This is a genomic window from Methylobacterium phyllostachyos (genome assembly GCF_900103445.1).
GTDB lineage: Bacteria > Pseudomonadota > Alphaproteobacteria > Rhizobiales > Beijerinckiaceae > Methylobacterium > Methylobacterium phyllostachyos.
The window spans coordinates 215,062-235,204 of sequence record NZ_FNHS01000003.1; the positions used below are offsets into that span (position 1 = coordinate 215,062).

Annotated in this window: 21 protein-coding genes; 12 read left to right on the forward strand and 9 right to left on the reverse strand. The window is 70.5% G+C overall.

Annotation, left to right across the window (positions count from 1 at the left end; all coding sequences use genetic code 11):
- Positions 1–108: 108 nt before the first annotated feature.
- The 4 genes from BLQ49_RS06245 to BLQ49_RS06260 all read left to right on the forward strand — a co-directional run bounded on the left by BLQ49_RS06245 (position 109) and on the right by BLQ49_RS06260 (position 3,800).
- Entirely contained in the window at positions 109–525 is a 417-nt protein-coding gene (locus tag BLQ49_RS06245; protein WP_091714240.1) for a MarR family winged helix-turn-helix transcriptional regulator, read from the forward strand.
- 30 nt (positions 526–555) lie between these two features.
- Positions 556–1,842, forward strand: a complete 1,287-nt coding sequence (locus BLQ49_RS06250) for an MFS transporter (RefSeq protein WP_091714241.1) — start codon at positions 556–558, stop codon at positions 1,840–1,842.
- Between the two features lie 191 nt (positions 1,843–2,033).
- Positions 2,034–3,200: a multidrug effflux MFS transporter gene (locus BLQ49_RS06255; RefSeq protein WP_091714528.1), complete on the forward strand. Its 1,167-nt coding sequence runs from the start codon at positions 2,034–2,036 to the stop codon at positions 3,198–3,200.
- A 72-nt stretch (positions 3,201–3,272) separates the two neighbouring features.
- Positions 3,273–3,800, forward strand: a complete 528-nt coding sequence (locus BLQ49_RS06260) for a DoxX family protein (RefSeq protein WP_091714243.1) — start codon at positions 3,273–3,275, stop codon at positions 3,798–3,800.
- Positions 3,801–3,815: 15 nt separating this feature from the next.
- Here BLQ49_RS06260 and BLQ49_RS06265 read toward each other — a convergent pair whose 3' ends face one another.
- Positions 3,816–5,264 carry an MDR family MFS transporter gene (locus BLQ49_RS06265; protein ID WP_091714530.1) on the reverse strand — a complete coding sequence of 483 codons (1,449 nt, stop codon included), beginning with the start codon at positions 5,262–5,264 and terminating at the stop codon, positions 3,816–3,818.
- Positions 5,265–5,481: 217 nt separating this feature from the next.
- On the opposite strand from BLQ49_RS06265, the gene BLQ49_RS06270 reads away from it, so the two are divergent.
- The 4 genes from BLQ49_RS06270 to panE all read left to right on the forward strand — a co-directional run bounded on the left by BLQ49_RS06270 (position 5,482) and on the right by panE (position 9,702).
- Positions 5,482–6,372: a DUF3313 domain-containing protein gene (locus tag BLQ49_RS06270; protein ID WP_091714245.1), complete on the forward strand. Its 891-nt coding sequence runs from the start codon at positions 5,482–5,484 to the stop codon at positions 6,370–6,372.
- Between the two features lie 159 nt (positions 6,373–6,531).
- Positions 6,532–8,025, forward strand: a complete 1,494-nt coding sequence (gene guaB / locus BLQ49_RS06275; protein ID WP_091714247.1) for an IMP dehydrogenase — start codon at positions 6,532–6,534, stop codon at positions 8,023–8,025.
- A gap of 249 nt (positions 8,026–8,274) precedes the next feature.
- On the forward strand, positions 8,275–8,682 hold the full coding sequence (locus BLQ49_RS06280; protein ID WP_091714249.1) for a type II toxin-antitoxin system VapC family toxin: 408 nt from the start codon (positions 8,275–8,277) through the stop codon (positions 8,680–8,682).
- Positions 8,683–8,745: 63 nt separating this feature from the next.
- Positions 8,746–9,702 carry a 2-dehydropantoate 2-reductase gene (panE, locus tag BLQ49_RS06285; RefSeq protein ID WP_091714250.1) on the forward strand — a complete coding sequence of 319 codons (957 nt, stop codon included), beginning with the start codon at positions 8,746–8,748 and terminating at the stop codon, positions 9,700–9,702.
- Here the strand turns inward: panE and BLQ49_RS06290 are convergent.
- Entirely contained in the window at positions 9,699–9,887 is a 189-nt protein-coding gene (locus tag BLQ49_RS06290) for a hypothetical protein (RefSeq protein ID WP_091714252.1), read from the reverse strand. The genes panE and BLQ49_RS06290 overlap by 4 nt on opposite strands.
- A 200-nt stretch (positions 9,888–10,087) precedes the next feature.
- Between BLQ49_RS06290 and BLQ49_RS06295 the strand changes: the two genes are divergently transcribed.
- On the forward strand, positions 10,088–11,389 hold the full coding sequence (locus BLQ49_RS06295; protein ID WP_091714253.1) for an RsmB/NOP family class I SAM-dependent RNA methyltransferase: 1,302 nt from the start codon (positions 10,088–10,090) through the stop codon (positions 11,387–11,389).
- 77 nt (positions 11,390–11,466) lie between these two features.
- The gene (locus BLQ49_RS06300; RefSeq protein ID WP_091714255.1) at positions 11,467–12,474 is read left to right on the forward strand and encodes an alpha/beta hydrolase; all 1,008 of its coding nucleotides are present in this window, start codon (positions 11,467–11,469) and stop codon (positions 12,472–12,474) included.
- A 4-nt stretch (positions 12,475–12,478) separates the two neighbouring features.
- Here BLQ49_RS06300 and BLQ49_RS06305 read toward each other — a convergent pair whose 3' ends face one another.
- The 4 genes from BLQ49_RS06305 to BLQ49_RS06320 all read right to left on the reverse strand — a co-directional run bounded on the left by BLQ49_RS06305 (position 12,479) and on the right by BLQ49_RS06320 (position 16,113).
- A complete protein-coding gene (locus BLQ49_RS06305; RefSeq protein ID WP_091714257.1) occupies positions 12,479–13,717 on the reverse strand; it encodes a peptide ABC transporter permease in 1,239 nt (412 codons plus the stop codon).
- Between the two features lie 103 nt (positions 13,718–13,820).
- Complete coding sequence (locus tag BLQ49_RS06310) at positions 13,821–14,345, reverse strand: DUF2937 family protein (RefSeq protein WP_091714259.1); 525 nt, start codon at positions 14,343–14,345, stop codon at positions 13,821–13,823.
- 69 nt (positions 14,346–14,414) lie between these two features.
- On the reverse strand, positions 14,415–15,428 hold the full coding sequence (locus tag BLQ49_RS06315) for a WD40 repeat domain-containing protein (protein ID WP_091714260.1): 1,014 nt from the start codon (positions 15,426–15,428) through the stop codon (positions 14,415–14,417).
- A gap of 10 nt (positions 15,429–15,438) precedes the next feature.
- The gene (locus tag BLQ49_RS06320; RefSeq protein ID WP_091714262.1) at positions 15,439–16,113 is read right to left on the reverse strand and encodes a YoaK family protein; all 675 of its coding nucleotides are present in this window, start codon (positions 16,111–16,113) and stop codon (positions 15,439–15,441) included.
- 207 nt (positions 16,114–16,320) lie between these two features.
- On the opposite strand from BLQ49_RS06320, the gene BLQ49_RS06325 reads away from it, so the two are divergent.
- On the forward strand, positions 16,321–16,752 hold the full coding sequence (locus tag BLQ49_RS06325) for a response regulator (protein ID WP_091714263.1): 432 nt from the start codon (positions 16,321–16,323) through the stop codon (positions 16,750–16,752).
- Positions 16,753–16,777: 25 nt separating this feature from the next.
- Positions 16,778–17,134 (forward strand): photosystem reaction center subunit H, encoded by a 357-nt coding sequence (locus tag BLQ49_RS06330; RefSeq protein ID WP_091714265.1) that lies wholly within the window; start codon positions 16,778–16,780, stop codon positions 17,132–17,134.
- A 391-nt stretch (positions 17,135–17,525) separates the two neighbouring features.
- On the opposite strand, the gene BLQ49_RS06335 is transcribed toward BLQ49_RS06330, so the two are convergent.
- The 3 genes from BLQ49_RS06335 to BLQ49_RS06345 all read right to left on the reverse strand — a co-directional run bounded on the left by BLQ49_RS06335 (position 17,526) and on the right by BLQ49_RS06345 (position 20,062).
- On the reverse strand, positions 17,526–18,155 hold the full coding sequence (locus BLQ49_RS06335) for a DUF2939 domain-containing protein (protein ID WP_091714267.1): 630 nt from the start codon (positions 18,153–18,155) through the stop codon (positions 17,526–17,528).
- Between the two features lie 21 nt (positions 18,156–18,176).
- Positions 18,177–18,731 carry an RNA pyrophosphohydrolase gene (locus BLQ49_RS06340; protein ID WP_091714268.1) on the reverse strand — a complete coding sequence of 185 codons (555 nt, stop codon included), beginning with the start codon at positions 18,729–18,731 and terminating at the stop codon, positions 18,177–18,179.
- Positions 18,732–18,826: 95 nt separating this feature from the next.
- A complete protein-coding gene (locus BLQ49_RS06345; protein WP_091714270.1) occupies positions 18,827–20,062 on the reverse strand; it encodes a divergent polysaccharide deacetylase family protein in 1,236 nt (411 codons plus the stop codon).
- Positions 20,063–20,143 lie beyond the last annotated feature (81 nt).

Below are 20,143 nucleotides of genomic sequence, written 5' to 3' on the forward strand. Positions count from 1 at the left end.
GCCATGTCGATGACACGCCCCCGGGTTTGCCGGCCAAGGCATGTCGATCCGCGCGAACCGTCAGACCCGGCTTGCCCACCGCGACATAGGTGCATATACACCTATCCGATGAGCGATGGCCCGGCCGAGCCCTGTACCTGTTCCGCCCTGCGCCGTGCGACGCGGGCGCTGACGGCGTCCTATGACGCCGCGCTGAAGCCGGTCGGCCTGCGGGTGACGCAGTTCGCGCTCCTGCGATACCTGGACCGCCTCGGTCCGATTCCGGTCTCTCGACTCGCCGCCGAGGCAGCCCTGGAGCGGACCACGATGGGCCGGAACCTCGACCCGCTCAAGCGGCGCGGGCTCGTGGCCATCACGCCCAGCGCGGAGGATCCGCGGGCGCGCATCGTGTCGCTGACCGACGCCGGCCGCGAGGCCATCGTGGCGGCCACGCCCTATTGGCGCGCGGCGCAGGCCCGCATCAACGCCCGGGTCGATCCCGCGACGGTCTCGGCCGTGGCGGAGGCCCTGATCGCCGCCTCCTGATCGATCCGTTTCCGCCGCCGGAGCCCGCCCATGTCAGCCCAAACCGCGAAGAACCCCGCGCCGCGCCTGCACTATGCCTGGATCGTCGCGGCGGTGACCTTCCTGGTCCTGCTCGTCGGCGCGGGCGTGCGCGCCACGCCGAGCGTGCTGATCGTGCCCTGGGAGCGCGAGTTCGGCTGGACCGCGGCGACGATCGGTGTCGGGATCGCCCTCAACATCTTCCTGTACGGGATGATCGGCCCGTTCGCGGTGGCGATCATCGAGCGGTTCGGCCTGCGGCGCTCGGTCTGTACAGCGCTCCTGATCCTGGCGATCGGCACCGCAGCCACCAGCCTGATGACCGCGCCATGGCAGATGGTGCTGCTCTGGGGCATCGTGGTCGGGTCGGGCTCCGGCATGGTGGCGAACGTGCTCGGCGCCACGGTGGCCGGGCGCTGGTTCGGCCAGCGGCGCGGGCTGGTGCTCGGGATGCTCACCGCGAGCAGCGCCACCGGGCAGCTCGTCTTCCTGCCGATGCTGGCTTCGCTCGCGGTCGGGCAGGGCTGGCGCTCGGTTTCGCTGGTGGTGGCGGCCGTGACGCTGGCGCTGATCCCGCTCGCGGCCCTGCTGCTGCGCGACCGGCCGGCCGATCTTGGCTTGCCCCGCTACGGCGAGACGGCGGTCACACCGAATCCGGTCCTGACCGAGAACCCGGCGGTCCGGGCGCTGCGCGGGCTGCGGACCGGCCTGCGCTCCAAGGATTTCTGGCTGCTCGCCGGCACCTTCTTCATCTGCGGCGCCTCCACCAATGGGCTGATCGGCACCCACCTGATCCCCGCCTGCATCGATCACGGCATCGCCGAGGTGACGGCCGCGGGTCTGCTGGCCCTCATGGGCATCTGCGACCTGATCGGCACCACGGCGTCGGGCTGGCTCACCGACCGGTTCGATTCGCGCAAGCTCCTGATGTGGTATTACGGGCTGCGCGGCCTCTCGCTGATCTTCCTGCCCTATTCGTTCGATCTCAGCTTTTACGGCCTGTCACTGTTCGCGGTGTTCTACGGGCTCGACTGGATCGCCACCGTGCCGCCGACCGTCCAGCTCGCCGGAAAGTCCTTCGGCGAGGAGAACGCCGCGCTGATGTTCGGCTGGATCGCCGCGGCGCACCAGATCGGCGCGGCTTCAGCGGCCTGGATCGCCGGCATGGTCCGGACCGACACCGGCTCCTATCTCGGCGCCTTCGTCTCGGCCGGTCTGCTGTGCCTCGTGGCGGCGCTGATGGCGACCTTCGTCGGACGCCGGCCGCAGGAGCCGGCCCTGCGCCCGCTGCCGGCCTGAACTGCACCGGGCGGCCTCGGTTGCCATAAGCGTGCCGCGATGGGAGCGCCCTGAACGGACCGATCTCACGCAGCCTGAGGCCCGCCTTGACCATCGCAGTCCGGCCCGTCCCGCCGGCCCAGGAAGCGCGCCCGCCGCGCCCCTGGTCGGGCCCGGGCTTCGCCGAGTTCGTCGCCATCATCGCCCTGATGATGGCGGTAACGGCGATTTCGATCGACAATCTGCTGCCGGCCTTCCCGGCGATCGAAGCGCGCTTCGCCGTTGCGGATCCGAACCGGCTTCAGCTCCTCGTCTACGTCTACATGATCGGCTTCGGCGTCGCGCAGATCGTGTACGGGCCGGTCTCGGATACGATCGGGCGCCGGCCGGTGCTGCTGGGGAGCCTCGCGATCTACGTCGTCGGCTGCGGGCTCGCCATGGTGGCGCCGAGCTTCGGTTGGCTGCTGGCGGCGCGGATCATCCAGGGCATCGGCGCGGCCGGCGGGCGTGTCCTCTCAGTGGCGATCGTGCGCGACCGCTTCTCCGGCCGCGAGATGGCGAGCGTGATGTCGCTCACCATGATGGTGTTCCTGATCGTGCCGATGATCGCGCCGGCGATCGGCGGCATGATGCTGGCGCTGGGCTCCTGGGTCTACGTTTTCGTCTCGATGCTGGTCCTGGCCTTCTGGCTGACCGTCTGGTTCTCCTGGCGCATGCCGGAGACGCTGCATCCGGAATACCGCCGCCCGCTTTCGCCGGCCGCGACCTGGGCGGCGATCCGCCTGACGCTGAGGACCCGTGTCGCCATCGGCTACACCACGGCACTCGGGCTGCTGACCGGCTGCATCATGGGCTATGTCGGCTCGGCCCAGCAGGTCTTCGACACCGGCCTGTACCATCTCGGCCCGCTCTTCCCCCTGGCCTTTGGGCTGGTGGCGGGCGCGATGGGCACGGCGACGCTGATCAATGCCCGGCTCGTGCGGCGGCTCGGGATGCGGACGATGTCGCACAGCGGCGTCATCGCGTTCACGCTGGTCGGCCTCCTCCAGGTCGGCGTCGGGCTGGCGTATGGCGGGCGCCCGCCGCTGGCCCTGTTCCTGGCGATCCTGGCGCTGAACCAGTTCCTGATCAGCTTCGCCATGCCGAACTTCAACGCCCTGGCGCTGGAACCGCTCGGCGCGATTGCCGGCACGGCCTCCTCGTTCCTGGGGTTCTATACGACGATCCTCGGCGCTTTCTGCGGCTTCGTGATCGGCCAGGCGTTTGACGGGACCGTGCTGCCGGTCGGGATCGGCTACGCGGCCCTCGGCGGCCTCGCGCTGATCGTCGTCGCCTGGACCGAGCGCGGACGGTTGTTCCGGGGTGGCGTTGCCGGCTGAGCGCCAGATTTAACCGGGTCTTCAGCGGCGGCGGCCAATCTCCAGGTGTTCTCCCAACTGCCCGGACCCCCGATGATCGACCGCGCCCAGAACGGAACGCTTCTCGCCGCGCGGCTGCTGCTCGCCGCCGCGCTCCTGCCCACCGGGATCGCGCGGGCGCTCAACGTTTCGGGCTTCGCCCTGACGCTCGCGGGCGGCGGCGTGCCGTTCCCGAACGCCGTGGCGACGGGGGCGGTGGTGGTGCAGGTCTTCGGGCCGCTGGCGCTGATCCTCGGCGTGCTGCCGCGGCTCACCGGACTGGCGCTCGCCGCCTTCGCGACACTGACGGCCTTCGTGCTCCACGCGTTCTGGCACTATGTTGGTCCGGCGGCCATGGCCGAGCGCACGCTTTTGCTGGCCGATCTCGGCCTTGCGGGCGGTTTTCTCATGTACGCCCTGTCAGGCCCCGGCGCCTGGAGCTGGCAGGGCTGGCGGGCCGGGATGGTGGCAGAAGCGCCGAAGGCCAAGGCCGCCGCCGGAAAGGCTGCTCCCAAAGCCTCGGCGGCGCGGGGCAGCGGCAAGCGTTCCGCTGGCCGTGCGCCCGCTCGCGCTGCGGCCTGATCGGCGGAACGCCCGTCAACCGTGCCGCGGCCGCATCTCCGGGGTGGCCGGCGGCGTCTGGGCGACCATCCGGCGGCCGGAAATCTCGGCTCCGGCATCCGGCGACAGCTTGCGGAAGGCCAGCACGGAGGCCGCCGAGATCACCGCCACGGCGAAGAAGGCCGGCCCGAAATCGCCCGCCTCGATCTGCGTGCGGCCATGCAGGCCGGCGGTCCCCTCGAGCGCCAGAGCCCCCAGCGTCACGCCGAGGCTCAACGAGAGCTGCTGGCAGACACTCGCGAAACTCGTCGCCGCGCTCATCTCGCGGGATTCGAGATCGGCATACGCGATGGCATTCACGCAGGTGAACTGGATCGACCGCGAGCAGCCGCCGACGAACAGCAGGGCCACCATGATCCAGTGGGAGGTTTGCGCCGTGTAGAAGCCGTTCACCGCCAGGAAGGCCGAGGCCAGAAGCGCGTTCCACGTCATCAGCGTCCGGAACCCCGTGCGGCGCAGGATCTTCGGCGCCAGGGTCTTCACGAACATGGCGCCCGCCGCCGCCGCGAAGGTGATGAGCCCAGAATGCAGGGCGTCGAGCCCGAATCCGACTTGCAGCATCAGCGGCAGCAGGAATGGGATCGCCCCGGTGCCGATCCGGAACAGGCTCCCGCCGAGCACCGCGACCCGGAAGGTCGGGCGCTCCATCAGGTCGAGCCGCACGATCGGGTGGGCGACCCGCCGTGCATGGGCCCAATAGAGCGGCAGCAGGATCGCACCGCCGGCGAGGCAGCCCCAGGAGACCGAAGCCGGCAGCAGGTGTCGCCCTAACGACGCAAGCCCGAGCATCAGGGCGGCGAGCCCGGCACCGAGCAGCAGGAAGCCCAGGACGTCCAATGGCGGCCGTTCCGCCTCGCGGACATCCTCGAAGAACAGGGTCGCCAGCACGATCCCGGCGCAGCCGATCGGCAGGTTGATGAAGAAGATCCAGCGCCAGTCGAACCATGTGGTGATCAGGCCCCCCACCGGCGGCCCGAGCACCGGACCCACGAGGGCCGGGAATGTGAGGTAGGCGAGCGCCGTGACGAGCTGGGATTTCGGCACGCTGCGCAGCACGACGAGCCGCCCGACCGGGACCATCATGGCGCCACCCATGCCCTGGAGGAACCGCGCAGCGACGAACCACGCCAGCCCGTTGGCGGCCGCGCACGCGAGCGAACCGGCCATGAACACCACCAGCGCCACGCGGAAGACGGTGCGCGCGCCGTAGCGGTCGGCCATCCATCCGCTGACCGGGATGAAGATCGCGAGGCTGACCAGATACGAGGTCAGGGCGAGCTTCAGCGCAATCGGATCCTCGTGGAGGCTCGCCGCGATGCTCGGCAGCGCCGTGGCGATCACCGTGGAATCGGTGTTCTCCATGAACAGGGCTGTGGCGACCGTCAGGGGGACGATCCAGAACGGTCTTTGAGCGGGGGCAGGCATCACGGTGCAGACGCGCATGGCGCCGTGTCGGTTGCACGGCGTCGGAGCGGACTCGCACCGGCGTGTTTCGCGAATGTATCTATCTTGCCACAGAAGTTGTGCCTGTAAGCGGCGGCACCTTTTGTACGGGAGGTCCAATGGCTACGTTTGCCTCACGCGGCCGTGAGTTCGGCCTGTGGCAAGGGTCCATCCGAACGGACGGGCCGCGAGGAGTTCGATGCCGTTCAGCCCCAACAAGGCCCGTTTCCTGCCGCGGATCGCCGCCGGCGTCGCCCTGTTCTCGATGGTGGCGGCCTGCGGCACCGTCCTGCTCAACGATCGCGGCTCGCTGACGCGCTACGACCGCCTGAAGGCCAGCGATCAGGTCGCCTCCGCGTCCCGGATCTACGTGGACCGACCGGCGCTTGCGAGAGCCCACACGGTGCGCATCATCCCGACGGCGTTCCACGCTGACGTGGCCGGCGCGGGCCCGCTCACCCCGGCCGAGCGGCGCCTGATCGCCAATGCCGCCGACCGGGCGCTCTGCTACGATCTGTCCCTCAAGTACGACATCGTGTCGGGGCGCGACGCTGACCTCACCGTCCGGGCGCAGGTGACGCGCGTTGATCCGACGGATCTGCTCGGGGCCGGCGCGACCATCGCGGGCTCGGCCGGCGTCACGGTCGCCTCGCAATTCGGACTGAGCGCGGCCGAGGGCGTCGGCCGCATCCCGATCCCGCGGATCCCGATCGGGCTCGGCAGCCTCACCGTGGAAGCTGAGGCGCTGGACCGCCGCCGCGAGCAGCGGGCCGCCATGGTGTGGGGCGGGGCCGCGAACTCCTTCACCAGCCAGCCGCGCTTCTCCCGCGCCAGCGACGCCTATGACCTCGCGGGCGAGTTCGGCCAGGATTTCGGCTACATGCTGGCCACCGGCGACGACCCGTTCACGGCGCCCAACACCCTGCCGACCTGGGACCGCATCCGCATCACGACGCTGGGCGAGGCGCCCCTCGATCCGGATTGCGAGGCCTTCGGCCGGGCGCCCGGAATCGATGGCATCCTCGGCGACTATATCGGGCTGCCGCCCGAATACACCGACAAGGGACCGGGAGCGCCCGCTTTGCGCTGATCCGCCGAGCCGAAAAATACCCGTGAGCCATGCGTGTTTTCGCGTTGCGCCGCGGCATGCGCGCATTGGCGCCATCGTGGGCACCGTGATACTGGCACTTGCCAACCCGATCCCGCTGCGCGACCCCCAAACGCGCCGCCGTCCGAGGAAAGTTGGCACATGGCCCGAGTAGAAACCGCATCGATCATCGAGGGCCTAACCTTCGACGACGTGCTCCTGCGGCCAGCCGCCTCCTCGGTCATGCCGACCGAGGTCAGCGTCGCCTCCCGGCTGACCCGCTCCATCCCGCTGAACCTGCCGATCCTAGCCTCCGCGATGGACACGGTGACCGAGGCGCCGATGGCCATCGCCATGGCGGCCAGCGGCGGCATGGGCGTCATCCACCGCAACCTCGAGCCGCCGGAGCAGGCCGAGCAGGTCCGCCTCGTCAAGAAGTACGAGTCGGGCATGGTGATGAACCCGATCACCATCCACCCGGACGAGACCCTGGCCGACGCCTTCGAGCTGATGAAGGCGAACCGGATCTCCGGTATCCCGGTGGTCGAGCGCGGGCCGAACGGCTCGCGGGGCAAGCTCGTCGGCATCCTGACCAACCGGGATGTGCGCTTCGCCACCAACTCGGCACAGCCGGTCGCCGAATTGATGACCCGGGACCGCCTGATCACGGTCCGCGAGGGCGTGACCCAGGACGAGGCCAAGCGTCTCCTGCACCAGTTCCGGATCGAGAAGCTGCTGGTTGTCGACGACCATTACCGCTGCATCGGCCTGATCACCGTCAAGGACATCGAGAAGCGCGTCACCTATCCGTTCGCCGTGAAGGACGAGCAGGGCCGCCTGCGCGTCGCGGCCGCCACGACCACGGGTGACAGCGGCTTCGAGCGGGCCGAGCGCCTGATCGATGCCGGCTGCGACGTGATCGTGGTCGACACCGCCCACGGCCACTCGATCAAGGTGCTCGACGCGGTCGCCCGGGTGAAGCAGCTCTCGAACGCCGTGCAGGTGGTGGCCGGCAACGTCGCCACCCGCGAGGGTGCGCAGGCGCTGATCGATGCCGGTGCGGACGCCATCAAGGTGGGCATCGGCCCGGGTTCGATCTGCACCACCCGTATCGTGGCGGGCGTGGGCGTGCCCCAGCTCACCGCGCTGATGGAGGCCGTCGAGGCCGCCGCTGACGCCGACATCCCGGTCATCGCCGACGGCGGCATCAAGTATTCCGGCGACCTCGCCAAGGCGATCGCGGCGGGCGCCTCGGTGGCCATGCTCGGCTCGCTGCTCGCCGGCACCGACGAGGCGCCGGGCGAGGTCTTTTTGTATCAAGGCCGCTCGTACAAGTCATACCGGGGCATGGGCTCGGTCGGCGCCATGGCCCGCGGCTCGGCCGACCGCTACTTCCAGGCCGAGGTCAGCGACACCCACAAGCTCGTGCCGGAGGGCATCGAGGGGCAGGTGCCCTACAAGGGCCCGGTGGGCAACGTCCTGCACCAGCTCGCCGGCGGCCTGCGCGCCGCGATGGGCTATGTCGGCGGCGCGACGATCCCGGAGTTCCAGGAGCGCGCGCGCTTCATCCGCATCACCAATGCCGGCCTGCGCGAGAGCCACGTCCACGACGTGACGATCACGCGGGAGAGCCCGAATTATCCGTCGCGGACCTGAGGATCTGGAGACGACGATGCTCGCACCTTGGCCTCTAAACCGGCATGCGGCCGTTTTCGACGCGCCGAGGGAGGAAGCTGGCGCACGGGCGGAGGCCAGTGCACGGCACCGCCGCGAGGATCAGCTTCGGGACGCGAACGATCTGTCGGGTTCGGATGCCGTGTCTCTCGTACGCAGCATCCGGGCCCGGGCGCTGCAAAATGCGCTCCCGGATAGTACGGTGATGATCCGTGCCGATCGCGACGGGCGATGATCGTCGTTGATGCCTGTGTAGCGGTGAAGTGGTTCCTTCCGGAACCGCTCAGTGACCTAGCGGAGAGCATCCTGCTGGAGGACGAGGTCCGGATTGCGCCAGAGCATATTCTGGTGGAAGTCGGAAATACCTTGCTGAAAGCCCATCGGGCTCGAGCCATCACGCTGGACCACGCGCGTGATGCGGTTGCGGCTTTGGGCAGGCTGATACAACTTCGCCCGGTTCGAGAGATCGCGGATCCTGCCCTCCAACTCGCCAACGCCGTGGGATGCACGAATTATGACGCCCTCTACGTGGCCGCCAGCGAGCGATGGGGCGCGGCGCTGGTCACTGCGGACGCCAAGCTGGCGCGGCAACTGTGCGCAGCAGGATGGAGCGGCGACCTCCGTCTTCTCGGCAGTTGATGTGCCGTTGTTCAGGAACGCAGACAGCCTATCGCCGAAACGGGATCAACTTGGAGGGAGGCCATGCGCACGCTGATCGTCGGAGCCGGCGCGACCGGAGGCTATTACGGCGCGCGGCTGGCCGAATCCGGCGCCGACGTGACCTTCCTGGTCCGGCCGGCGCGGGCGGCGAAGCTTGCGGCGGACGGGCTGAACCTGCGCTCGCCGCTCGGCGACCTGCACATCCCGAACCCGCCGACCGTCACGGCCGACCGGCTGGCCGAGGCCGGCCGGTTCGACCTGATCCTCCTGTCGTGCAAGGCCTACGATCTCGACAGCGCCATCGCGGATCTGGCTCCGGCGGTCGGCGCGGAGACGGCGATCCTGCCCGTGCTCAACGGCCTCGCGCATCTCGACGCGCTCGATGCCCGGTTCGGCGCCGAGCGGGTGCTTGGCGGCTCCTGCGCCATCGCGGCGACGCTGGCACCGGACGGCACGATCCGCCACATGAGCGAGTTGTGCAGCATCACCTACGGCGAGCGGGACGGGTCGCGGTCGGCCCGGATCGAGGCGGTCGACGCCCTCATGCGCGGGCTGAAGTTCCAGCCACGGCTGAGTGAGGCGATCCTGCTGGAGATGTGGGAGAAGTGGGTGTTCCTCGCGACGCTCGCGGGGGCCACGACCCTGATGCGCGCCGCAGTCGGCGACATCGTGGGTGCGCCGGGCGGCAAGGAGCTGATGGTAGCCCTTCACGCCGAGTGCACGGCGATTGCCGCGGCGAGCGGATACGCGCCGCGGGATATCGTGGCCGAGCGGGCGCGGGCGCAGCTGACGGCCGCAGGCTCGACCTTTACGGCCTCGATGCTGCGCGACATCGAGAATGGCGGGCGGATCGAGGCCGATCACGTGATCGGCGACTTGATCGCCCGCGGCCGTCGCCTCGCGCCCGTGGCGGGCTTCCCGCTGCTGACGCTGGTCTATACCGGCCTCAAGGCCTACGAGGGCCGGCGGGCGCGGGAGACGGCCGGAGTCGCGTCTTAGTAGCGGCCGGGCGGCGGCGCGGGCGGATTGCCGTATTCGAGCTGCGTCTTGGCATCGACCGGCCGGCGCGGCGGCGGCGAGAAGTCGGGCTGGGCGGCAGGCGCGCTTGCACAGGCGGCCAGCGAGGCGGCGACCAGCGCCGCCAGCGTGATACGGACAGCGGACGAGATGGGCGCAGACTGCATAGGCTGAAAGTCTCCCGGAATGCACCCGGCTGCCAACCACTCTGGTCGGCCGCCGAAGGATGCCATACGACACGCGGCGGCCCGCGCGGATACCGGTCTGAGCCGGGATCGTGCCTGAAGCTCGGCCGCAAATGGGGCGGTATCGCGGGCCTGGCGTGGCCGTTTCGCGACGCCGCCGATCGACGTGAAGGAACAGATCCCTGACCCCCGCCGCCCGCTGCTCAGCCGCCATCGAAGTGCTCACCGACATCGCGGAGCGGCGCCGACCGGCCGCCGACGCCCTGAAGGATTGGGGCCTTGCGCACCGGTTCGCGGGCTCGGGCGACCGGGCCGGCATCGCCAGCCTTGTCTACGACGCCCTGCGCCGCCGCGCCTCCGCGTCCTGGATCATGGGCTCGGAGGCCCCGCGCGCCGTCCTGATCGGCGCGCTGCGGCTCCAGCAGGGTCTCGCTGCGGCCTCGGTGTCCGCCTTGTTCTCCGGGGAGCGTTTCGCGCCCGCGCCGCTGAGCGCCGAGGAGCGGACGCGCCTCGAGACCGCCACACTGGAGGATGCGCCCCCCGAGGTCGCGGGCGATGCCCCGGCCTTCGCGATGCCTGAGCTCGCCGCAGCCCTGGGTGACGACCTCCTGCCGGAGCTGAAGGCGCTGGCCCGGCGGGCGCCCCTAGATATCCGTGTCAACGCCCTGCGCGGCCGCCGCGAAGACGTCATGCCGGCGCTCGCCGCGTTCGACGCGGCGCCGACACCACACGCACCCAACGGTCTGCGAATCCCGATCGGCGCCGACGGGCGCGGCCCGGCGCTCCATGTGGAGGCGGAGTTTCTCGACGGCTGGTATGAGATCCAGGATGAGGGCTCGCAGCTCGCGGCGCTCCTGGCTGCCCCGCAACCCGGCGAGACCATCGTCGATCTCTGCGCCGGCGGTGGCGGCAAGACCCTAGCGCTCGCGGCAGAGACCGCGAACGGCGCCCGCCTGATCGCCACCGACGGCGATCCGCGCCGCCTCGCGCCGATCCACGAGCGCCTGCGACGCTCCGGCGCCCTCGCCGACGTGCGCACGCCGCGGACCGGCAGGGCTCGGGCCGACGTACTCGAAGATCTCGACGGGCGCGTCGATCGCGTGCTCGTGGATGCGCCCTGCACCGGCTCGGGCACATGGCGCCGCAATCCGGACGCGAAGTGGCGCCTGCGCCCCAACAGCCTCGCCCTGCGGACAGCCGAACAGACCCAGGTTCTCGACCGCGCCGCGCGGCTGGTGAAGCCGGGGGGACGGATCGTCTACGTCACCTGCTCGCTCCTGCCGGCCGAGAACGAAACGGCCGTGGCCGGGCTGCTGTCGCGCTGGCGCGGGCGGTTCGCCGTGGTCCCGCCCGACGAGGTCCTGGCAGCAGGCCCGGCCTCGCTCCGCACGGCTGTGCGGACCACGCGCCACGGGATCCAGATGAGCCCATTCCGGACCGGGACGGACGGCTTCTACGTCGCGGTGATCGCCCGGCACGGTTGAGCGGCGAATCGCCGGGAGCCCCGTTACCGCGGCCGCGTTGGATCGCCAGCCCCGGATACCACAACCAGGAGTCACCCTTGCGCCTGGACCGCCGCCTCCTGCTCGCCGGTCTCGGGAGCCTTCTCGGCCTTCGTCCCGCTAGGGCCGTCGCCGAGGGGCCGCCGGAACCCGCCCCGCACGAGGCGATCCGCGCCCTACCGCGTACGCTGCCCGGCGCCGACCTTCAGGTGATCGACCTCTGGCCGGGCGAGCCGCCAGGTGGCGGCAGCGGACCCGACGCGGAGGGCTTCCGCTATGTCGAGGGCGCGGTGGGTGACATCACCCGGGTCGCGCGCCCGTGCCTGCTGGTCATGCGGCCGGTCAACGCCAACGGCGCCGCGATGATCGTGGCGGCCGGCGGCGGCTACGAGTTCATCGCCATCGGCAACGAGGGCGTGCCCGTGGGCCGCGTCCTGAAAGCCGCCGGCATCACGGTCTTTCTGCTGATCTACCGGCTCCCCGCCGAGGGCTGGGGCTCCGGCCCCGACGCGCCGCGTCAGGACGCCCAGCGCGCGATCCGGCTGGTCCGGGCCCGGGGCACGGAGTTCGGCATCGACCCGGCCCGGGTCGGCGTCCTCGGGTTCTCCGCCGGGGGCCACCTGATGGGGGAGACCGCGGTCGGCAGCGCCCGGAACCTCTATGACCCGGTGGACGCCACGGATGCGCAGCCCGTGCGGCCGGCGCTCGCCGGATTGATCTATCCGGTCATCACGATGCGCAAGCCCTTCGACCGAACCCACACCCGCCGGATCCTCGTCGGCGACGAGGTCACCGAGGCCGAGATGAAGACCTACTCGGTCGATCTACAGGTCGGCCCGGAGACGCCGCCGACCTTCCTGGCCCAGGCGATCGACGATCCCGTGGCGGTGGCCGACCATCCGCTCCTGATGTTCGCGGCCCTGCGCAAGGCCCGGGTTCCGGCCGAACTGCACCTGTTCGAGCGCGGCGGCCACGGATTCGGGCTCGGATTGCCCGGCACGCCGGCGGCGGCGTGGTCCGGCCTGTTCCTGGCCTGGATCCGCCTCCACGACTTTTTGCGGCGCTGACGCCTCAGCTTTGGCCGGCGATCACGCGGTGCAGCTTGGCGACCTTCGGCCGGCTGGTGCGGAACTGGCCGCGCTCGACGGAGACGAACACCACCGCAGCGATGGCGAGCGTCGTCAGCCACCAGATCGATGTCAGCCCGACGCTGAGGCATGCCACCGTGAACGCCGCCGCGAAGCAGCCCATGGCGCCCGGCACCAGGGCCGGACCATCGCGCCCGGCCCGGCGGATCGAGGCGTAGAGGGCGAAGGCCGCGGCGAGGGCGCCCACGATTCCGAGCTCGTACCAGAATTCAAACAGCGCCGTGGTCGGCGCGTTCAGCGGCAGAAGGCCCACCAGACGCCCGCGCAGCGCGGTCTCGAAGCCGTGGCCGGTGATGAGCCGCACCGGATCGATCGTCACCACCTTCTGCCAGCTCTTCAGCGACAGCACCGCCGGGGCGAGCGGACCCAGCACGGCTGCTCCCACGGGCCGGGCCAGGAAGGGGAGCAGCGGCGCCACCGCGAGCAGGACCGCCGACAGGGTCGCAGTCAGCGCCACGCCAACCTTAGGCCGGTAGCTCGTCACCGCGAAGGCGACGGCGCCCACCGCCAGGGCTGCGATCTGCGTAGCATCCGGCTGCACGGTGAGCGCCAGCGCGACCAAGAGGGCGAGCCCGAGGGCCTCGCGGTCGCGGCGGCGGGACCGGAGCCACGCCAGTGCCGGCCAGACCAGAAGGATCAGCAGCACGAGACCGCGGTCCAGCGCCCCGTCATCCTCGGTGCCGGCGGGCGCCATGTGGGCGCCGAACAGGCCGAGCACGATCGCCACGATCGCCCCCGCCACGATGCCGAGCGGCAACAGGTAGAGGTTGGCCGAGCGCATCCGGTCGGGCAGGGCGAGATAGCCCAGGAGGGCGAGCCCGATCGTGGCCGCGAGGTTGACGAGGCGCTCCAGGGCCGGCCCCAAGAACGGCGTCCACGTCAGGGATAGGGCCGACCAGAGGACCACGAGCATCCCCGCCAGGAAGGCCGGCGCGGTCAGGAGCCGGGAGGCGGCCGGGCGCACCGGCCGCTGCCGCCGGTCGATCACGCTGGCGATGATCAGCAGGATGACGGCGATCGGTGCCAGGATCACGGAGGCGCGGCGGGCGACCTGGGCCAGGACCGGCAGCACGACGAACAGGCCGAAGAAGCCGAGGCGCCGCAGCAGGGCGGCGGCGTCGAGCGCCGGGTCGGCAACGGTTGGAGTCGACGCGCGCGGCATCCTGCGCCTTCTTCCGGACCGGAATGGCCGGATCTGTGTTCGATACGCAAGGCTCGCGCAAGCCGCTGTAGACGCGGCGCCACACCTCGCGCCGGACGCGCCCTCAGGTCGCGGTTGCCGTTGCCCGCGGGCGCCGCCGAAGTGTCCGCCGGCCGAGGTCCGAGACCACCCGCCAGCCGCCCCAGGCGGCGAAGAAGCCGATCAACCCGGCCGCCAGGCCATCGGCGGTGGTCGGGATTGCCGGGCTGAAGTCCCGGTAGGCGGCCTCGGCGACGGGAACGTCGGGATCGCGCAGCATCGCGACGACCCGGCCGAGGGGGCTCGTCGCCGAGGCGAGCGCCTGCTGCTGGGCGCTCAGCCGGGCGAGGCGCGCGATGTCGGCCTGCGCCGCCGCCCCGCGCCGGGCAACGAGCTGATCGGGATTGCTGCGCAGCCGGTCGATGGCGCCCTCGCGCGTCTCGCCGGTCGCCTGCGCGTCCGATTCGAGCACCGCCACCTGCCGGCGCAGTTCGTCGGCGGCGCCCCCGATCCGCTGGGCGTATTGCTGCGCGAATTCGGGGGCCTGTGCGGCGATCCCGCCGCCGAGCAGGCCGAGCGCGACACCGAGGGTGCGAAACACGCGGAACACGTCAGGCCTCCAGCGTGGGGATTCGACCACCGACAAAGAGCATGCCGTGGGTCGCGGTTCCAGCCGCCCTCATGCCGGCAACGTCAGCAGGCCCGCCTGTCCGTCGCCGCAGCCGAACAACAGCTTCCCGCCCCGGCCGTCCCAGGCGAGCGCCGTCACGCCGCTGCCGGGCACGGAGGGCCGCACGAGGAGTTCCGAGGCATCGGTGAAGCGGACCAACAGGATGCACCCGTCCTCATAGCCCACGGCCAGCACCGGCGCCTTCGGGTGGAACGCCACCCGGGACACCCGGGCAGGCCGGACCCCGCATTCCCGCGGTGGCTTGCCGGTCGGCCCCTCCTTGGAATCGAACGGCCACACGATCGCGGCCTCGGCGCCGCTGGTGGCGAGCCAGTGCCCGTCCGAGGACCATGAGACCGAGCGGACCTTGCCGGGATAGCCCGACATGCGCATGTGGCCGCGATCCGGCTGGAGCCGCCAACCATGCAGGGCATTCTCCTGCATGGTCGAGACCACGAACCGGCCATCCGGCGACCACGTCACGTCGATATGCGAGCCCTTCCACTCGATCACCTCGGCCGGGGTCTCAAGGTTGGGGTACCAGAGGCTGACGCCGTTGTAGTGGGCGATGCCGAGCCGGTAGCCCTTGGGCGCGAAGACGAGGCCACGGGCGGTCGAGGGCGCCAGGAAACTGCGCTCGCGGCCCTTGGTATCCCGGGCGACCACGTTTCGCCCGGCCGACCACGCCACCGCGCCGTCCGGGTGAAGGGCGAGCGCATCGATCCAGGCGCCGCCCTTGGCGGTTCCGCGCTGCTCCATCGTGCCATCCGCCCGGATCTCGACGATGCGACCGTCATCGCCGCCGGTGAGCAGGCGCTCGCCACCGCCGGCCGCCACCAGGATCCCGGCCTCGGAATGGGCGGTGAGTTGAGTCAGCGTCTCACCCCGCACCAGCGCGACGGTGCCGTCGCTGAGCGCCAGGGCCGGGACTTCCCTCAGGAAATGCGCCGCGACCACGTGGGCGCCGGGCTCGAACGTGGCGACGTGCTGGGTCAGGGATGGGTTGCTGATTGGGCTGCTCATCGGGGAATGCTCATGGGGCGGGGACCTTCGCGGCAGGCGGCCCGGCGCGCAAGACCACGAGCGCGGTCAGGAGCGCCAGGCCGCCGGAAAGTGCCGCCGGCGCGATCAGGGCGTAGAGTGCGAAGAGCGCGTAGGCATGTGCGCCGAGATAGGCGCCCAGCAACAGGGACAACCAGACCAGCCCATCGCCGATCCAGCCCAAGGGGTCGCCGGTCCGTGTCAGCGCCTGGGCTATCTTTTGGCCGAGGCTGAACAGTGCACCCGTGACGAAGGTCGTGCCGGCGCGAAATCCCGTGACCTGTGACAGGACGGCGTTCTGCGACCCCATCGCCACGGCGACGAAGAAAGCGGCAAGGCCGAGCTCCGGCGATTCGAGCCCCAGGCCTAGTCCGCCGAGGATCAACAGCGATTCGTAGGCGAGCACGACCGGTGTCGTCCAGCGGGGCGGCACGAGGATCGCGAGGCCGCTTCCCAAGACGGAGCCAAACAGGAAGGCGAACAGGAGGGTTGCGGGCAGCACCATCCGGTGCAGCTCGGCCGCCGCGCCGAAGACCGCGAGCTGCGTGGTGTTGCCGCTCATGAACGATGTGTAGAGCCCACCCAAGCGCACGAAGCCGAGGGCATCCACGTATCCGGCCAAGCCCGTCAGCAGCAGACCGAGACCCAATTGTAAGGTTCGGCTCACGTTTCGGCCCCCCGGTTCCGGCCCGGTAACCTTCCGTTAACTGAACTCACCGCCTCGTTCAGATCTGTCGGAGGGCGGTTAACGCGCCACTCACCAAACGCATGCAATTCGATCGATACAGGGTGAACGCCGTGTCGGAAGGGGCCGTTGCCCCTGCGATCCGGTCGGGGGCTGCGATACCCCGACAGGGTGAGTGGGAGTTGCGTCATGGTTCCGTTCGCCGCTGCGTTCGTCTGCCCGTCCATCCCCGTTCCGGACTCGGCCGCCACCACGATCCTCGTGGTCGAGGATGAGCCGACCGTTTGTGAACTGGCCGCCGAAACGCTCCTCGATGCGGGCTATCGCGTGCTCACCGCTTCGGATGCCAAGCAGGCCGAGGCAATCCTCGCGAGCGAGAGCGTCGACATGCTCTTCACCGATATCGACCTCGCCCGCAACACGAACGGCCTCGCCCTGGCACGCCGGGCCCGCATGCTCTGCCCTGATCTTCCGGTGGTCTACACCTCCGGGGGCCGCGACGGCCTGTCGGATCGCGAGACCGTCCCCGGATCGGTGTTCGTCCCGAAGCCGTACCGCCCGAGCCAGCTCGTGGCGCTCACCCGCGACGCGCTGAGCGCGGCGCTTCCTCATCACGCTTGACCTGGACTGTCGGGGACCTTCCACCATGTTGCGCTTCCTTCCCGCACTCGGCCTCGCCCTGGCTCTGTCGGCATCACCGGCCGGCGCCGCCTGCGACGTGACGGGGGCGCAGATCGAGGAGGCGATCGCCGCCAAGGGCGAGCTGCGCGCGGATGCGAACGCCCAGCTTGTGCGGGATCTGCGCACCCTGCGGGACGCCGCGATCGTTCTGGAGACGTACAAATTTCCCGGCGAGTGTGAGGTCTTACTCGGGATCGCCAAGTCGCTGCTCGCCAATCCCGCCAAGACCATCGAGCAGGGCGGCGACACGGACGAGGACAAGGCCGAGAGCCTCAGCGAGGCGCGGGAGCCGAAGAGTGCCGGCACGCCGAAGGAGAAGTGAGGCCCCGGTCAGCACCCCAGCGCCGCGGTTGATCGCTTCGCCGGCGGTACACAACGGCACGGTGCCAGAGATTTCGTTGACCGCACTGCGGCCCTTCTTCCCCGTGGCCTTGTCGACTCAGACATCCCCCACGAACACCAACGCTCGAGATCGCGCGTGACGGTGCCTCCTGCAGCCCCCAACCGCCGACACCCCGGCGACGGTGAGGGGTCGCGCCGCTTCGGCCGATGTGTCAGCGTCCTAAGGCGAACGGGAGCGAGGATAGGCGTCTCGTCCGGCGCAGATCGTGCCAGTGAGGTGTCGCGTGCGCCGTGCAATCCGGTTCGGCGTCCAACCTTCCTGTTGACCCGTCATCTTGCGCAGCACCCGCCGTCACCTGGGCAAAGGGCGCTCAGCGCTCCTCGTCGGCGCTCGCCCCGATCTTCGCCCGCGCCAACGCCCGGCCGAGCTTCGCCGCGATCTGGTCGCGCAGCATGTCGGCCATCTCGATATCGACCAGCCGCCAGCCGAGCCCACGCAGCCGCAAGCGGATGCGGGTGCGCTGACCACGCGGCGCATCGGGCGGGATCGGGATCACCACCGCGCGGAAACCCCGCATTTCGAGAGCCGTGTAGTACGGCAGAAGGCGCCCGAAACTCCGGATCGCCAACCCTTCCGGACGCTTGCCGGCCGGTCGCTCCAGATCGAGCTTGTCGGGCCAGCCGTTGGCGAGGAGGTCGATCACCGTATCGGGGGTGATCATCGTCTCGGACAGCGCCAGGGCCAGCCCGTAGGCGGCGTCGCCGAGGCGCTGGCGGTCGCGCGGTTCGATGTCCGGATCGCTCTCCGAAGCGGTTCGCATCGCCGCCGTGATCTGACGCACCAGGGATAGGCGGAGCGTCCGGAAGTTCACGTGCGTCTCGATATAGGCCGTGTCGTGCCGGCGCACTGCCTGCGCGAGATCGTAGAGCGACCAGAGCGGGCTCATCGTGAACGCGAGCCACGCCAGGGCAAGCCCGAGGAGGACCGCGAGCCAGCGCACCTCAGGCCTCCAGACGCAGCGTCACGGTGCGTCCGCCCAGTGTTCGAGGCTTGAGAAAGCCGCCACGACCCGCTCGTAGACCGGACGCTTGAACGGCACGATCAGGTCCGGCAGCTCGGAGAACCGCGCCCAGCGCCACGCATCGAACTCCGCCTTGTGGGCACCGCCGCCCGGTCGGAGTACATCGATCAGGTCCTCGCTGCCCATGAAACCGAAGGCGAACCATTTCTGGGTCTGCCCTCGGTAGCGTCCCTTCCATGCCTGCTTGATGATCTCGGGCGGCAAGTCGTAGGGAAGCCAGTCCGGAATCTCGGCGAGCTTGCGGAGCGCCTCCGGCGGGACGTTGGTTTCCTCATAGAGTTCTCGACGCGCGGCTGCCTCCGGATCCTCGCCTGGATCGACGCCTCCCTGCGGCATCTGCCACATATGCGGACCGGCGACGTGCTCCGGTCCGGCATCCTTGGTCCTGCGACCGACGAAGACGCCGCCCGAGGGGGCGATCAGCGCAACGCCGACGCAGGGGCGATAGGGCAGGGCGCCGCCTGTATCCGAATGTGTCGTCATCGGCCGGACCATAGGTCAGCGGCGCGGGTCGCGGCAACGCCATCCGGGCCTCGCGCCGTTTGCACGCGGGCTCTGCCTACCTGTGCGGGCGTTGATCGCATGGACGCTCAATCGGCCGTGGAGACCCGTTTATCGCGGGCGCCACGTAACGCCACGCTCGCCGGAACGAGCCGCACGCCGTGGGATTCGAGATCCCGCGCCCAGCGCGCGATTCGATCGACGGTGAGGGCTGCGCCGCTGGCGGAAACCAGGGCGAACCCGTTGGCCTTGGCGCGGGCCTCGGCCTGGGCCAGGGCGGCATCGATGGCATCGGCCCGCGGCGTCGCGTCGAGGACGAGCTCGGCGCGGGCGATTGGGGTCCGGGTCTTGTTGGCGGGGGCAGCCGCCGGCTTCGGACCGGTGCCGTCGTCGAGGAAGCCGAGGCCGCGGCTGCCGATCTCGCGGAGGACCGGCTCGAACGCCGCATCGGCCATCAGCTTCGACCCCATGTAGTTCACGATGCCGACATAGCCCGGGAAGCGGGCCAGCGCCCAGGCGAGCCGGTCGGCATTCTCGGGCCCCTTCAGAGCGGTGAGCAGGCTCTGCGGGCCGGGATCGCTGTCGGGATAGTCGAACGGCTCCATCGGCAGCTGGAGGAACACTTCGTGCCCGGCGTCGCGCGCCCGGGCGACGGCACGCTCGACCTCATTGCCATAGGGCAGGAAGGCGAGGCTGACGGTGGCCGGCAAACGCGCGGTGGCGCCGGCGGTCGCCGCCTGCCCGACGCCGAGGCCGGTGATCACGATGGCGATACGCGGGCCGGTGCCGGGCTCCTCAGCACGGGCATAGACGTCGAGGGCACGCACCTGCCCCTCGCCGAGCTTCGGCATGAGCCCGTGACGTCCGGCCTCGCTGATGCGCCGATCGGGCGCTGGGGCGAGACGAGGCGCACTCGGGGGCGGGACTCGGATCACGACGGCGTCCGTCGGCGCCGAGCCGAGCGGCCGCACGACGGTGACGCCGGAGGCGGATTCGATCTCCTCCGCACTGCGCTGCAGCTGTGACGGACCCGGGGACATCGTGGCGACCGGGGGCTCCGCGGCCGGCGCGGCTGCAATGGGTCGCGCGACGGGTTCGCGGATCGTGATCAATGCCTCCGCATGGGGCTCGCCGCCATGCGGATCGCCGAGGGCGACGACGAGGCCAAGGGACAGGATGAGCCCGGCCGCGATGGCGCCCGCCGCCACCTTCGGCCGGCGTGCAGCGGCGAGAACCCGTCCAAGCGGCCCGCTGGGCTGCTCCGGCGCCTTCGCCTCCGACACCCCGAGGGGGCGTGTGAGGATATCGTCGGTGGGCTCGGTCAAGCGGCTCTCGATGCGGAATCGCGATCCTCATCGCGCCGGACGCGGCGCGACTCCTGCCTCCCATTGCGCGCCTGTATGGTT

Bases quoted from the DNA above. Each gene is read 5' to 3' on its own strand.
- BLQ49_RS06245 (WP_091714240.1), top strand. From the start codon at position 109: ATGAGCGATGGCCCGGCCGAGCCCTGTACCTGTTCCGCCCTGCGCCGT.
- BLQ49_RS06250 (WP_091714241.1), top strand. From the start codon at position 556: ATGTCAGCCCAAACCGCGAAGAACCCCGCGCCGCGCCTGCACTATGCC.
- BLQ49_RS06255 (WP_091714528.1), top strand. From the start codon at position 2,034: ATGGCGGTAACGGCGATTTCGATCGACAATCTGCTGCCGGCCTTCCCG.
- BLQ49_RS06260 (WP_091714243.1), top strand. From the start codon at position 3,273: ATGATCGACCGCGCCCAGAACGGAACGCTTCTCGCCGCGCGGCTGCTG.
- BLQ49_RS06265 (WP_091714530.1), bottom strand. From the start codon at position 5,264: ATGCCTGCCCCCGCTCAAAGACCGTTCTGGATCGTCCCCCTGACGGTC.
- BLQ49_RS06270 (WP_091714245.1), top strand. From the start codon at position 5,482: ATGCCGTTCAGCCCCAACAAGGCCCGTTTCCTGCCGCGGATCGCCGCC.
- guaB (WP_091714247.1), top strand. From the start codon at position 6,532: ATGGCCCGAGTAGAAACCGCATCGATCATCGAGGGCCTAACCTTCGAC.
- BLQ49_RS06280 (WP_091714249.1), top strand. From the start codon at position 8,275: ATGATCGTCGTTGATGCCTGTGTAGCGGTGAAGTGGTTCCTTCCGGAA.
- panE (WP_091714250.1), top strand. From the start codon at position 8,746: ATGCGCACGCTGATCGTCGGAGCCGGCGCGACCGGAGGCTATTACGGC.
- BLQ49_RS06290 (WP_091714252.1), bottom strand. From the start codon at position 9,887: ATGCAGTCTGCGCCCATCTCGTCCGCTGTCCGTATCACGCTGGCGGCG.
- BLQ49_RS06305 (WP_091714257.1), bottom strand. From the start codon at position 13,717: ATGCCGCGCGCGTCGACTCCAACCGTTGCCGACCCGGCGCTCGACGCC.
- BLQ49_RS06315 (WP_091714260.1), bottom strand. From the start codon at position 15,428: ATGAGCAGCCCAATCAGCAACCCATCCCTGACCCAGCACGTCGCCACG.
- BLQ49_RS06325 (WP_091714263.1), top strand. From the start codon at position 16,321: ATGGTTCCGTTCGCCGCTGCGTTCGTCTGCCCGTCCATCCCCGTTCCG.
- BLQ49_RS06330 (WP_091714265.1), top strand. From the start codon at position 16,778: ATGTTGCGCTTCCTTCCCGCACTCGGCCTCGCCCTGGCTCTGTCGGCA.
- BLQ49_RS06340 (WP_091714268.1), bottom strand. From the start codon at position 18,731: ATGGTCCGGCCGATGACGACACATTCGGATACAGGCGGCGCCCTGCCC.